This is a genomic window from Streptomyces nogalater (assembly GCF_039532885.1).
GTDB classification, from domain to species: domain Bacteria; phylum Actinomycetota; class Actinomycetes; order Streptomycetales; family Streptomycetaceae; genus Streptomyces; species Streptomyces nogalater.
In genome coordinates this window covers 44671-57246 of the sequence record NZ_BAAASM010000069.1, presented here as the reverse complement: position 1 = coordinate 57246, position 12576 = coordinate 44671, and the positions used below count along the sequence as shown (strand labels likewise).

Below are 12576 nucleotides of genomic sequence, written 5' to 3'. Positions count from 1 at the left end.
CAGGGTCTTGCGGACTGGACGGGGGAATTGGAGGATCGGCCAGTCCTCCGATGGCTGCACACATCGGCGGGCGCCCGCGATCGAGGGAGATGGTGACCGTGAAGCTGCTGCGAGTCGGTACGGCCGGGGCCGAGCGCCCCGCACTGCTCGACGCCGAGGGGACCCTCCGGGACCTGTCGGGCCTCGTGGACGACATCGACGGCGCGCTCCTCGCCGACGAGGAGGCGCTCGCCCGGATCCGGGCGGCGGCCGGCTCCGGTGAGCTGCCCGCGCTGGACGCGGCCGGGCTGCGGATCGGCCCCCCGCTCGGCCGCATCGGGAAGGTCGTGTGCATCGGGCTGAACTACCACGACCACGCCCGGGAGGCGGGTGCCGAGCCGCCCGCCGAGCCGGTCGTCTTCCTCAAGGCACCGGACACGGTGGTCGGGCCGGACGACACGGTGCTGGTGCCACGCGGCTCGGTGAAGACCGACTGGGAGGTCGAACTCGCGGTCGTCATCGGCCGTACGGCCCGCTACCTGGACTCGGCGGAGGAGGGGCTCGCGCACGTCGCCGGGTACGCGGTGGCGCACGACGTCTCCGAGCGGGAGTTCCAGATCGAGCGGGGCGGGACCTGGGACAAGGGCAAGAACTGCGAGACGTTCAACCCGCTGGGGCCGTGGCTGGTGACGGCCGACGAGATCGCCGACCCGCAGGACCTGTCGCTGCGACTGTGGGTGAACGGAGAGCTGAAGCAGGACGGTACGACGGCCGAGCAGATCTTCCCGGTCGGCGAGGTCGTGCGCTACCTCAGTCGGTTCATGACCCTGTACCCCGGCGACGTCATCAACACGGGCACGCCGGCCGGGGTGGCGATGGGCGCGCCCGAGCCGAAGCCGTATCTGCGCGCCGGGGACGTGGTGGAGCTGGAGATCGCGGGGCTCGGCCGGCAGCGGCAGGAACTGAAGGACGCGTAGCCGCTTTTCCGGGAGTGCCGGGAGTGCCGCCCGGAGCGCCGGGAGCGCCGGGAACCGCGGTGGCGCCGTCGCCCGTGCGTGGGGCTCCGGGCCGGTCGCGCGGCTTCCCGCGCCCCCTGACGCGGCGGCCCGGCTACCCCAGCAGGGCGGCCAGCCGGCGCCATTCCTCCCTCGGCAGGACCTCGCCGATGTCCGCCGTCACCACCTGGAGGGCCACGTGGTCCGCGCCCGCCTCGTGGAAGGCGGTGACGCGCTCGCGGATCCGGGCCTCGTCGCCCCAGGCGAAGACCGCGTCGATGAGGCGGTCACTGCCGCCGCCGGCGACGTCCGCCTCCGTGAAGCCGAGCCGGAGGAAGTTGTTGGTGTAGTTGGGCAGTTCCAGATAGCGGGCCAGATAGGCGCGGGCCGTCTCCCGGGCCCGGGCCGGGTCGGACTCCAGGACCACCTTCAGCTCGGGGGCCAGCAGCGGCCCCGCGCCCAGGATCCGCCGGGCCTGCTCGGTGTGTTCCGGCGTCGTCAGGTAGGGGATCGCGCCGGCCGCGCGGTCCCGGGACAGCTCCAGCATCCGGGGGCCCAGCGCGGCCAGCACCCGCCGCTCGGCGGGCACGCCCGCCCGGTCCAGCTCGTCCAGGTACTCGACCATGGCCGTGTACGGGCGGCGGTATTCCTTCACCCGCGGGCCGTGGCTCACCCCGAGGCCCAGCGCGAACCGGCCGGGGTGGGCCGTCTCCAGCTCGGCGAAGCCGGCCGCCGTGGTGGCGGCGTCCTGCTGCCAGACGCTCTGGATGCTGGTGCCGACGACGACACGGCGCGTGGCGCCGATGAGCGGGGCCGCGTGGTCAGCGGTGCTGTTGCCGCCCAGCCAGACGGCGCCGTACCCGAGCTCCTCCAGCTCGGCCGCGGCCTCGTCCAGCTCGCCGCGCCGGGCCGGGTCCTCGGAGCGCAGCTCGAAGCTCCAGACGCCGTACCGGCCGATGGTCTCCTTCAGTGCGGTGGTCATCGGGTGTGGTCCCTCCGGTGGTGGACAGAGTCATGATCGTCAGGTCTTCCGTCCTGCCAACCGGAGGGCGACCCGGGTTGATTCCCGCCGTTCCCTCAGCCGGCCGAACGGCGGAGGAACCGCTCCAGCGCCTCCACCACGAACCGGTGGTCCTCCACCTGGGGCAGGCCGGAGACGGTGACCGCGCCGACCACCCCGGCCCCCTCGACCGTGACCGGGAAGGAGCCGCCGTGCGCCGCGTAGGTGTCCGGATCGAGGCGGGAGGACTCCTCGAAGGTCGTGCCCTTGGCGCGGAACCGGGCGCCGACCAGGTAGGACGGGGCGCCGTAGCGTTCCACCACCCGGCGCTTGCGGGCGATCCAGGCGTCGTTGTCCGGGGCGGAGCCCGGCAGGGCGGCGTGGAAGAGCTGCTGGCCGCCCCGGTGGATGTCGATGGCGACCGGAGCCTCGCGCTCCCGGGCCAGCTCGACCAGGAGGCAGCCGAGGGCCCAGGCGTCCTCGTGGGTGAACCGCGGGAAGACCAGGCGCCGCTGCTGCTCCTCCAGCTCCTGCACGGTGGGGGTGTCCCCGGGCATCACAGGGTCACCGTCACCTTGTCGCGGGCGGACCGGCGGGCCGCTTCCAGTACGTCGAGCGCGGCGGCGGCCTCCAGGGCGGTCACCGGGTTGGGACCGGCGCCGCGCAGGGCGTCGGCGACGGCCGCGTAATAGGCCGGGTAGTCGCCCGGCAGGGTCGGTACGGGGGTGCCGGCGCCGGTCAGCGGGGACTCCCCGGAGCCGATCCGGCCCCACAGGGACTCGTCCTCCACGCCCCAGCCGGCGCCGGTGCCGGGACGGCCGCCCTCGCGCAGGGCCGCCTCCTGCGGGTCCAGGCCGTACTTGACGTAGCCGGCGCGGGAGCCCAGCACCCGGAAGCGCGGGCCGAGCTGGGCGGCCGTCGCGGAGACGTAGAGATGGGAGCGGACGCCGCCGGCGTGGGTGAGCGCGATGAAGGTGTCGTCGTCGGTCTCGGCGCCGGGGCGGCGGATGTCCGTCTCCGCGTAGACCTCGGTGGCCGGGCCGAAGAGGACCAGGGCCTGGTCGACGACATGGCTGCCGAGGTCGTAGAGCAGACCTCCGATCTCTGCGGGGTCGCCGGACTCGCGCCAGCCGCCCTTGGGCCGCGGGCGCCAGCGCTCGAAGCGGGACTCGAAGCGCCAGGCGTCGCCGAGCGCGCCGTCCGCGAGCAGCTTGCGCAGGGTGAGGAAGTCGTTGTCCCAGCGGCGGTTCTGGAAGACCGACAGCAGCAGACCGCGCTCCTCGGCGAGGGCGGCCAGCTCCCGGGCCTCGGCCGCGGTTCCGGCGGCCGGCTTGTCCACGACCACGGGCAGACCCGCCTTGAGGGCGGCGCCGGCCAGCGGCACGTGCGTCTTGTTCGGGGAGGCCACGACGATCAGGTCCAGCCCGTCCGCCCGGTCGAACAGTTCCTCGGCGGTGGCGGCGATCCGGACCTGCGGGAACTCGGCGCGGGCCTGCTCCTGCCGCTCCGGGTTGGAGGTGACCACGGTGTCCAGGGCGAGGCCCTCGGTGGCGGCGATCAGCGGGGCGTGGAAGACCGAGCCGGCGAGGCCGTAGCCGATCAGGCCGACGCGGAGGGGGGTAGCAGTCATGCCTCCCACTTTGGCAACGCTGTTGCGAAAGTGCAAGCGGTGGGGAGAATGGAGGGGTGAACAGGAGCGAGCCGAGGGCGGGGATGACGGGGGACAAGGGCGCAGCCGGGGCGAATCTGGGGCTGGTGCGCAGCCACAACACGGCGCTGGTGCTGGGGCTGCTGCGGGATGCCGGGGCCGAGGGCATCAGCCGGCTGGAGCTGGCCGAGCGCACCGGGCTGACCCCGCAGGCCGTCAGCAAGATCACCGCGCGGCTGCGGGCGGAGGGGTTCGCGGCGGAGGCCGGGCGGCGGGCGTCGACCGGGGGCAAGCCTCGGACGGTCCTGCGGCTGGTACCGGAGGCGGGGCATGCCGTCGGGGTGCACCTGGACCGCGACGAACTGCGCGCGGTGCTCGTCGATCTGGACGGGGCCGTGGTGGCCGGGCGACGCGCCGGGCTGGACCTGGGAGCGGGGGCCGAAGCGGTGCTGGGGGCGGTGTGCGCGGTGGTCCGCGAAGTGGTGGGGGACCTGCCGGGTGCGGGCGGCGGGAGCCTCGCCGGGACCGGGTCGCTGGTCGGGGTGGGCGTGGCGCTGCCCGGACCGCTGGACCACGCGCGGGGGGTCCTGCACCGGGTCACCGGGTTTCCCGAGTGGGACGGCTTTCCGCTGCGGGACGCGCTCGCGGAGCGGCTGGGGGTGCCGGTGGTGGTCGACAAGGACACCAACGCGGCGGCGCTCGGGCTGGCGGTCGGGGGCGCGCAGGAGGTGGTGGGCCGGTCGTTCGCGTATCTGCACCTCGGTACGGGGCTCGGGGCCGGGCTGGTGATCGACGGCGGCGTGCACCGTGGGGCGCGGACCGGGGCGGGGGAGTTCGGCCACCAGGTGATCCAGCTGGACGGACCGCCGTGCGAGTGCGGGGCCCGGGGCTGCGTGGAGGCACTGTGCCTCGGCGCGGTGGCGCGGGGCGAGATAGCGGAGGCGGCGCGGGTGCTGGGGGTGGCGGCCGGGAACCTGGTCGGGCTGCTGGACATCGACGGGGTGCTGCTCGGAGGACGTACGGTCGCCGGCGCGCCGGACGTGTACGTACGGGGCGTCGGCGAGGTCCTGGGGGCCCGGGCCCGGCGCGAGGGAGCGGACGGGGGCGTACCGGTCCGGACCGCACCACGAGCCGAACGCCTGGTCGCCGAGGGAGCGGCCCAACTGCTGCTGGCACCGCTGTTCGGGCGGGGGGATGCGTGACAGCACCCCGCAGGGGCGCGGGGAGCCGCCCGACCGGCCACGGCGTGCCCGCGGCCCGCGGGCGGCCGGTAACCCCATGGCGTCGGTCGCGCCGTTCCGTATGCAGCGCACGGCAGCGTGACCCCCTGGGGGCGCGGGGAACCGCGACCGGCCACGGCGCGCCCGCGGTCGGTGGACGGCCGGCAGCCCCGCGCCCCCGCCGCCCGGCCTCCCGGGCCCGCTGTCCGCTGCCGGAGGGGACCTCGTCCCCGGTCCCGGCATGGCGGCGCCGTTCCTCCCGGCCCACCCGGCAAGGTCATGTGTTCATGCGACCGCGCACACCCCTGTCCCGCTGCCGCGCCGCAGCCGCAGCCGCAGCCGCAGCCACCGTCGTCCTCCCCGTGTCACCGTCCGCCGCGCACGCCCAGACCCCCGCGGCCCCCTCCTGTGCCGCCGCCGACGCCCACGCGTTCCCGCTGGCCGCCCGTATCCGTGGCGGCCCCGCGTCCTACGCGGCCGGCGGCAGCCCCCGTACCTGGTACATCGACCTCACCAACACCACCGACCGGACCTGCGCCGGCGTCCACCCGGTCGTGGTCCTCGTCGGCGAGGAACGCGCGCTGCGGCCGGACCAACCCCGCCTCGACTTCTACGACGGCTCCCGCGCCCACCGGGTCGCCTTCGAGGCCACCGAGGCCCGGGAACTGGTCGGCGTGCTGGACGGCACCGGGTTCGCCGGGTTCACCGTGCCGCCCGGCCGGACCGTCGGCGTACGGGTCCGGTTCTCGTTCGCCCCCGGCGCCGCGGCCGGACAGGTCACCGCGACCGCCGCCGTCGTCCAGCGGCGGGGCCAGGACGGGGACTGGGTCGGGGAGTCCGACGCCTACCGCTTCTCGGTCACCGGGGACGGGGAGGACGGCACCGAGGGGGAGCGGGAGGACACCGGACCCGCGCGGGAGGCGCGGGAAGCCCATGCCCTGCACCCACCCGGCACCCCCGCCCCGGCCCCCGGGGACGGGCGGCGCGCCGGACAGCCGGCCCGCACCGCGCCCGCCCACGCCCCCCTCGCGACCGTCCTCACCCCCCTGCTCGCCCTGCTGGCCGCCGCCGGCGGCGCCTTCCTCCTGCTCCGCGGCCGCCGCTGACCGGGCCGCCCCGCTCCCGCCCCCGTCACGCCCCCTTCCGTCACGCCCCTCCCCGGCCCGCCACCCCCGGCCCCCGTCTGCGACGATCCCCCCGTGGACTACCCCAACGACCAGGCACCCGGCGCCCCCGTCCGCTCCGGTATCCCCGAGCACGGGCGCATCCCCAAGTACTACGTGGTGAAGGCGCGGATCGCCGCGCTGCTGGAGGAGCTGGGGGAGGGCGGCGTCATCCCCACCGAGCGGGATCTCGCCGAGCGGTACGACGTGGCCCGCGAGACCGTGCGGCAGGCCGTGCGGGACCTGGTGCTGGAGGGGCGGCTGCGGCGCCGGGGCCGGGGCACCGTGGTCGCCGGGCCCAAGCTGGCCCAGCCGCTGTCCCTGGCCAGCTACACCGAGGGCGTACGCCGGCAGGGGCGCACCCCGGGCCGTGCCCTCGTCACCCTCGACCGGTTCCCGTGCCCGGACCCGCTCGCCGCCGAGACCGGGCTCAGCCGTGGCGAACCCGTCTGGCATCTGGAGCGGGTGCTGCTCGCCGACGACGAGCGGGTGGGCCTGGAGAGCACGTACGTCGCCGTCGCCCGGGTGCCCCGGCTGGACGCCGACTTCGACCCGGACTCCTCCTTCTACGGCTATCTCGCCGCCCAGGGCATCTCCTTCGGCGACGCGGACGAGCGGATCGAGACCGTCCTGGCCACGCCCCGCGAGGCCCTCCTCATCGGCACCCCGCCCGCCCTGCCCATGCTGCTGATCCACCGGATCTCCCGGGACACCGGGGGCCGCCCGCTGGAGCGGGTGCGGTCGCTGTACCGCGGCGACCGTTTCTCCTTCACCACCCACCTCCAGGGCTGAGCGGCCCCGGGCACCCCGCACCCCCCTCGGATATCACAAAAAGATAACGGGTCTAGCCCAAACGTGATGGCTCGTTCACGCTCTCGTTGTCAGCCGGATGTCTCCGGTTCCCGAATCGCGAGGAGCGTTGCCGCCGTGAGAGTCACAGTCGTCGGAGCCGGCGTGGTGGGCACCATGCACGCCTGGCATGCAGTGGAGCGCGGCCACCAGGTCGTCCAGATCGAGCGCGAGGCCGAGGCGCGCGGCGCCTCGCTGCGCAACTTCGGGCAGATCTGGGTCAGCGGGCGCGCCGGTGGGGAAGAGCTGGAGACCGCCCTGCGGGCGCGGGAGCTGTGGGAGGGGATCGGCGCCCGGGTGCCGGCGCTGGGCTTCCGCCCCAACGGCTCCCTCACCCCGGTCCGCGGCCCGCTCGAACTCGCCGTCGCGGAGGCGGCGGTGGCCCGCGCGGACGCCGCCGCCCGCGGCTACAAGCTGCTCACCCCGCACGAGGCCCGTGCCCTGAACCCCGCCCTGCGCGGCGACTTCACCGCCGCCCTGTACTGCGAGCGGGACGCGGCCGTGGAGCCCCGCACCGCCCAGCTCGCCCTGCGCGCCGAGCTGCTGAAGTCCCCGAACTACACCTTCCTGCCGGGCCGGGAGGTGCGCGACGTGACCGGCGCCGGCACCGTCCGCGACGACCACGGCGACACCCACCACGCCGACGCTGTCGTGCTGTGCACCGGCGCCTGGCTCGGCGGACTCGTCCGCGAACTGGCCGGCCCGGACCTCCCGGTGCGCCGCGTCCGCCTCCAGATGATGCAGACCGACCCGCTCGGCGAGCCGCTGACCACCTCCGTCGCCGACGCCGACAGCTTCCGCTACTACCCGGCGTACGCCTCCGCGGCCCTCGACGAGCTGAACGCCCGCCAGCCGCAGCCTCGGACCGCCGCCGCGCACAGGATGCAGCTGCTCATGGTGCAGCGCGCCGACGGCGGCCTGACCATCGGCGACACCCACGAGTACGAGCACCCCTTCGCCTTCGACACCGTCGAGGAGCCCTACGAGCACCTCACCGGCGTCGTGGCCTCCCTCCTCGGCCGGCCGCTGCCGCGCGTGCGGCACCGCTGGGCGGGCGTGTACGCGCAGTGCACCGACCCCGGCAAGGTCGTCCACCGGCAGCGGGTGCACGAGGGGGTGTGGCTGGTCACCGGGCCCGGCGGGCGCGGCATGACCTGCGCCCCCGCGATAGCCGAGACCACCGCGAACGAACTGGGCTGGTGAGCACCCCATGACACCCGTCACCCCGAAGACGCCGGGCACGACCGGCACCCCCGGCACCCCCGGCATCCGCCTCGTCGTCCTCGACATGGCCGGCACCACCGTCGCCGACGGCGGCCTGGTCGAGCGCGCCTTCGCCGCTGCCGCCGCCGAGCTGGGCGTCGAGCCCGGCTCCGCCGAGCACGCCGAGCACCTGGCCTACGTCCGCGCCACCATGGGCGAGTCCAAGATCTCCGTCTTCCGTCACCTCTTCGGCGACGAGGACCGCGCCCGGCGGGCCAACACCGCCTTCGAGGAGGCGTACGGCGACCTGGTCGACCAGGGCCTGATCGCCCCGGTCCCCGGGGCCCGCGAGGCCATCGAGGAACTGGCCGGGAACGGCCGTACCGTCGTCCTGACCACCGGCTTCGCCCGGGTCACCCAGGACGCGATCCTGGACGCCCTCGGCTGGCGCAACCTGGTGCCGCTCACCCTGTGCCCGGCCGACGCCGGCGGGCGCGGGCGGCCGTACCCGGACATGGTGCTGGAGGCGTTCGTCCGCACCAAGGCCGCCGAGGACGTCCGGCAGATCGCGGTGGCCGGCGACACGTCGTACGACGTGCTCAGCGGCGTACGCGCCGGGGCCGGGCTGGTCGCGGGCGTGCGCACCGGCGCGCACGGCGACGCCGAGTTCACCGCCGCCGGTGCCACCCACGTCCTCGACTCCGTCGCCGGCCTGCCCGGCCTGCTCGCCGGGGACCGCTGACATGGGCATCCGCTTCGACTCCGTCACGGTCGCCTATGACGGAAACGTCGTCCTCGACTCCCTCGACCTGACCGTCGAGCCCGGCGAGGTCATGGCGCTCCTCGGGCCGTCCGGCTCCGGCAAGACCACCGCCCTGCGGGCGGTCGCCGGGTTCGTGCGGCCCGCGTCCGGGCGGGTGTACCTCGGCGGCGAGGACGTGACGGACCTCCCGCCGTACCGGCGCGGCATCGGCATGGTCGTGCAGAGCTACGCCCTCTTCCCGCACCTGCGCGTGGACGAGAACGTGGCCTTCGGACTCAAAGCCCGCCGCACCCCCAAGGACGAGCTCCGGCAGCGGGTCGCCGAGGCACTGGAGCTGACCGGCATGGCCGGCTACGCCCGCCGGCACCCGCGCGAGCTGTCCGGCGGGCAGCAGCAGCGCGTCGCGATCGCCCGCGCGCTCGCCATCCGGCCCCGCGTGCTGCTCCTGGACGAGCCGCTGTCCGCGCTGGACACCCGGCTGCGCTCCGGGATGCTCGCCGAACTCGCCCGGCTGCACCGCGAGCTGCCGGAGGTGTCGATGCTGTACGTCACCCACGACCAGGTCGAGGCACTCACCCTGGCCGACCGGATCGCGGTGATGGACTCGGCCCGGCTGCGGGCGTGCGGCACGCCGAGGGAGCTGTACCGGGCGCCCGCCGACGCCTTCACCGCGTCCTTCGTCGGCGGCGCCAACCTGGTCCCGGTGACCGTGACGGCCGGCGGCGTGTCCTTCGCGGGCACGGAGCTGAGGCTGGACACGGCCGGGGCCGCCGTGGGCGCCCGCGCCACACTCTGCGTACGGCCGCATCTGGTCGGGCTGGGCGAGGGACCCAACCGGCTCCCGGGCACCGTACGGGAGATCCAGTGGCGCGGCGCCACGCACCGGCTGTACGTCGAGGTCGACGGGCACACGGTGATGGCCGACGTACGGGAGCTGAAGGCTCCGCCGGCGCTCGGCGACCCGGTGGACCTGCACTTCGCCCCCGACGACGGCGTGCTGCTGCCCGCGGGGGTGACCGGCGATGACCGGTGACACCGCGCCGCGGGCCGTACCCGCCCGTCCGGCCGGGCGGAAGGTCTCCCCACGGCGGTGGGTTCCCCACCTGTGGGCGCTGCCCCCGGTCGCCCTGCTCGCCCTCTTCTTCCTCTACCCCCTCGCCCTCGTCGTCCGCCAGTCCCTGCGGCCCGACACCGGCGGCACCTCCCTCCAGGCGTACGCCGACGTCTTCGGCTCCGAGGCGTTCCGGCACGCGCTGTGGACCACCGTGTGGCTGGCGCTGGCCGCCACCGCCGGCTGTCTGGTCCTGGGGTTCCTGCTGGCGCTGGTCATCGCGTTCGTCCCGTTCCCCGGGGCGAAGGCGGTGGCCCGGTTCATCGACGTCTACCTGTCCTTCCCGTCCTTCCTCATCACGCTGGCACTGCTGTTCCTCTACGGCGGCACGGGCGTCGTCGGCTCCTTCCGGTTCCTCGCCACGCCCTGGGGCGTACTGCTGGCCGAGGTCACCTACTTCACGCCGTTCGTGATGCGCCCGCTGCTCGCCGCGTTCGCGCAGCTCGACACCGCCCAGCTGGAGGCGGCCGGTTCGCTGGGCGCGCGGGCGCCCCGCATCGTCCGGCAGGTGATCCTGCCCGAGGCGCTGCCCGCGCTCGCGGCCGGCGGCAGCCTGGTGCTGGTGCTGTGCCTGAACGAGTTCGGGATCGTGCTGTTCACCGGCGCGAAGGGGGTCACCACCCTGCCGACGCTCGTCTACGGCAAGGCGATCCTGGAGTCCGACTACCCGGGCGCCTGTGCGGTCGCCGTCGTCAACGTCCTGATCTCCGTGGGCCTGTACGGCCTGTACCGGGTGGTGAGCCGTCGTGCTGGTGCATAGCCGCAAGGCCAGGTGGGCCGTGTGGGCGGTGTTCTGGGTGCTGTTCCTGCCGCTGTTCGCGCTGCCCCTGCTGGTCGTCGTGGGCGCCTCCCTCGCCACCCACTGGTCCGGCGCCCTGCCCTCCGGCCCCACCCTGGACCACTACCGCGCCGCCACCCGCGGCGAGGCCCTCCAGGCGCTCACCACCAGCCTTCTCACGGCCGTCGCCGCCAGCCTGCTCGCGCTGACCGCCGGCACCTGGGCCGCGCTGGCCGCCGCCGCCCTGAAGAAACGCCACCGCCGGGTGCTGGACGCCCTGTTCGTGCTGCCGGTCGCCGTGCCGTCCGTGGTGGTGGGCCTCGCGGTGCTGGTGGCGTTCTCCCAGCCGCCGCTGCTGCTCAACGGCACCCGGTGGATCCTGATCACCGCCCACACCGTGCTGGTCACCGCCTTCGCCCACCAGTCGGTGTCGGCCGCCCTGACCCGCCTGGACCCGGCCTACGAACAGGCCGCCGCCTCCCTCGGCGCCCGGCCCGCCTCCATCCTGTTCCGGGTGCGGCTGCCGCTGCTGCTGCCCTCGCTGACCGCCGCCGCCGGCCTGTGCTTCGCGCTGTCCATGGGCGAGCTGAGCGCCACGATGATGCTCTACCCGCCGGACTGGACCCCGCTGCCCGTCCTGATCCACGCGGCCACCGACCGGGGCGCCCTGTTCACCGGGTCCGCCGTCGCCGTGGTCCTGATGGCCGCGACCCTGCTCGTCCTGTTCGCCGTCTCCCGGGTCCGCACCCGGGCGTCGTACCGCTGAACCTCCCCGGATCACCCCCGCCACCTCGCCAGGAGACCGCCCCGCCATGCCCAGAAACCGCGTCCCGCTCGCCGTGGCCCTCGCCCTGCTCGCCGTGCCCGCGCTGTCCGCCTGCGGCTCCTCCGCAGACTCGGACGCCAAGGCCGTCACCGTCTACAGCGCCGACGGCCTCAAGGGCGAGAACGGCGACGGCTGGTACGACGAGGTCTTCGCGGACTTCGAGAAGCAGACCGGCATCAAGGTGAAGTACGTCGAGGGCGGCTCCGGCGAGATGGTGCAGCGCGTCGTCCGCGAGCGGAGCAACCCGCAGGCCGACGTGCTGGTCACCCTGCCGCCGTTCATCCAGCAGGCCGCCGGCAAGGGCCTGCTGCAGAAGTACACCCCGGCCGGCGCCGACCGGGTGGCGGGCGCCGGCAAGGCCGCCGACTCCACCTGGACCTCGGTCGTCAACAACTACTTCGGGTTCGTCTACAACAAGAAGGAGCTGAAGCAGCCCCCGAAGACCTGGGACGAACTGCTCGGCGCCCGCTACGAGAACAAGCTCCAGTACTCCACCCCGGGCGTGGCCGGCGACGGAACGGCCGTTCTGATCAAGGCGTTCCAGGACTTCGGCGGCAAGGAGCGGGCCCTCGCCTATCTGAAGAGGCTCCAGGCCAACAACGTCGGCCCGTCCGCCTCCACCGGCAAGCTCGCCCCCAAGGTGGACAAGGGCGAACTCCTCGTCGCCAACGGCGATGTGCAGATGAACCACGCCCAGACCAAGACCATGCCGAACCTCGGCATCTGGTTCCCGGCCGGCCCCGGCGGCAAGCCCACCACGTTCGCCCTGCCGTACGCGGCCGGCCTGGTCACCAAGGCCCCGCACAGCGCCAACGGCAAGAAGCTGCTGGACTTCATGCTCGCCCGCGAGCAGCAGAAGAAGGTCAGCTCGATCGGTGGCGGCTTCGCCGCCCGCGGCGACGTCGAGGCCACCGACGCCAACGCCGTCGCGCTGGCCCGGCTGATGGACGGCGTCGAGGTCTTCGAACCCGACTGGACCGACATCGAGAAGAACCTCAGCGCCTACGTCGAGGACTGGAAGTCCGCGACCGGCAGTTGATT

At 74.6% G+C, this 12576-nt stretch carries 13 protein-coding genes; 10 read left to right on the top strand and 3 right to left on the bottom strand.

Features of this window, described 5'->3' with window-relative positions:
* Positions 1 to 98: 98 nt before the first annotated feature.
* Positions 99 to 956: a fumarylacetoacetate hydrolase family protein gene (locus ABD350_RS34060; RefSeq protein ID WP_344352949.1), complete on the top strand. Its 858-nt coding sequence runs from the start codon at positions 99 to 101 to the stop codon at positions 954 to 956.
* Between the two features lie 133 nt (positions 957 to 1089).
* Here the strand turns inward: ABD350_RS34060 and ABD350_RS34055 are convergent, their stop codons facing one another.
* The 3 genes from ABD350_RS34055 to ABD350_RS34045 all read right to left on the bottom strand — a co-directional run bounded on the left by ABD350_RS34055 (position 1090) and on the right by ABD350_RS34045 (position 3604).
* The gene (locus ABD350_RS34055) at positions 1090 to 1956 is read right to left on the bottom strand and encodes an LLM class F420-dependent oxidoreductase (protein ID WP_344352948.1); all 867 of its coding nucleotides are present in this window, start codon (positions 1954 to 1956) and stop codon (positions 1090 to 1092) included.
* 95 nt (positions 1957 to 2051) lie between these two features.
* Positions 2052 to 2531: a heme-degrading domain-containing protein gene (locus tag ABD350_RS34050; RefSeq protein ID WP_344352947.1), complete on the bottom strand. Its 480-nt coding sequence runs from the start codon at positions 2529 to 2531 to the stop codon at positions 2052 to 2054.
* A complete protein-coding gene (locus tag ABD350_RS34045; RefSeq protein WP_344352945.1) occupies positions 2531 to 3604 on the bottom strand; it encodes a Gfo/Idh/MocA family protein in 1074 nt (357 codons plus the stop codon). Before ABD350_RS34045 ends, ABD350_RS34050 begins: the two co-directional genes overlap by 1 nt.
* Before the next feature lie 83 nt (positions 3605 to 3687).
* Between ABD350_RS34045 and ABD350_RS34040 the strand changes: the two genes are divergently transcribed.
* The 9 genes from ABD350_RS34040 to ABD350_RS34000 all read left to right on the top strand — a co-directional run bounded on the left by ABD350_RS34040 (position 3688) and on the right by ABD350_RS34000 (position 12574).
* Positions 3688 to 4824: an ROK family transcriptional regulator gene (locus tag ABD350_RS34040; RefSeq protein WP_344353080.1), complete on the top strand. Its 1137-nt coding sequence runs from the start codon at positions 3688 to 3690 to the stop codon at positions 4822 to 4824.
* Between the two features lie 305 nt (positions 4825 to 5129).
* Entirely contained in the window at positions 5130 to 5948 is an 819-nt protein-coding gene (locus ABD350_RS34035) for a hypothetical protein (protein ID WP_344352943.1), read from the top strand.
* Positions 5949 to 6041: 93 nt separating this feature from the next.
* Positions 6042 to 6797 carry a GntR family transcriptional regulator gene (locus ABD350_RS34030; protein ID WP_344352942.1) on the top strand — a complete coding sequence of 252 codons (756 nt, stop codon included), beginning with the start codon at positions 6042 to 6044 and terminating at the stop codon, positions 6795 to 6797.
* A 135-nt stretch (positions 6798 to 6932) separates the two neighbouring features.
* On the top strand, positions 6933 to 8057 hold the full coding sequence (locus tag ABD350_RS34025; RefSeq protein WP_344352941.1) for a TIGR03364 family FAD-dependent oxidoreductase: 1125 nt from the start codon (positions 6933 to 6935) through the stop codon (positions 8055 to 8057).
* A gap of 7 nt (positions 8058 to 8064) precedes the next feature.
* Entirely contained in the window at positions 8065 to 8799 is a 735-nt protein-coding gene (locus ABD350_RS34020; protein ID WP_344352940.1) for a phosphonatase-like hydrolase, read from the top strand.
* A 1-nt stretch (position 8800) separates the two neighbouring features.
* Positions 8801 to 9853, top strand: coding sequence for an ABC transporter ATP-binding protein (locus tag ABD350_RS34015; RefSeq protein ID WP_344352939.1), 1053 nt, complete (start codon positions 8801 to 8803; stop codon positions 9851 to 9853).
* Positions 9843 to 10691, top strand: coding sequence for a 2-aminoethylphosphonate ABC transporter permease subunit (locus tag ABD350_RS34010; RefSeq protein ID WP_344352938.1), 849 nt, complete (start codon positions 9843 to 9845; stop codon positions 10689 to 10691). The genes ABD350_RS34015 and ABD350_RS34010 overlap by 11 nt, the downstream gene beginning before the upstream one ends.
* On the top strand, positions 10678 to 11475 hold the full coding sequence (locus tag ABD350_RS34005; protein WP_344352937.1) for an ABC transporter permease: 798 nt from the start codon (positions 10678 to 10680) through the stop codon (positions 11473 to 11475). The genes ABD350_RS34010 and ABD350_RS34005 overlap by 14 nt, the downstream gene beginning before the upstream one ends.
* A 46-nt stretch (positions 11476 to 11521) precedes the next feature.
* Complete coding sequence (locus tag ABD350_RS34000; protein WP_344352935.1) at positions 11522 to 12574, top strand: 2-aminoethylphosphonate ABC transporter substrate-binding protein; 1053 nt, start codon at positions 11522 to 11524, stop codon at positions 12572 to 12574.
* Positions 12575 to 12576: the final 2 nt, after the last annotated feature.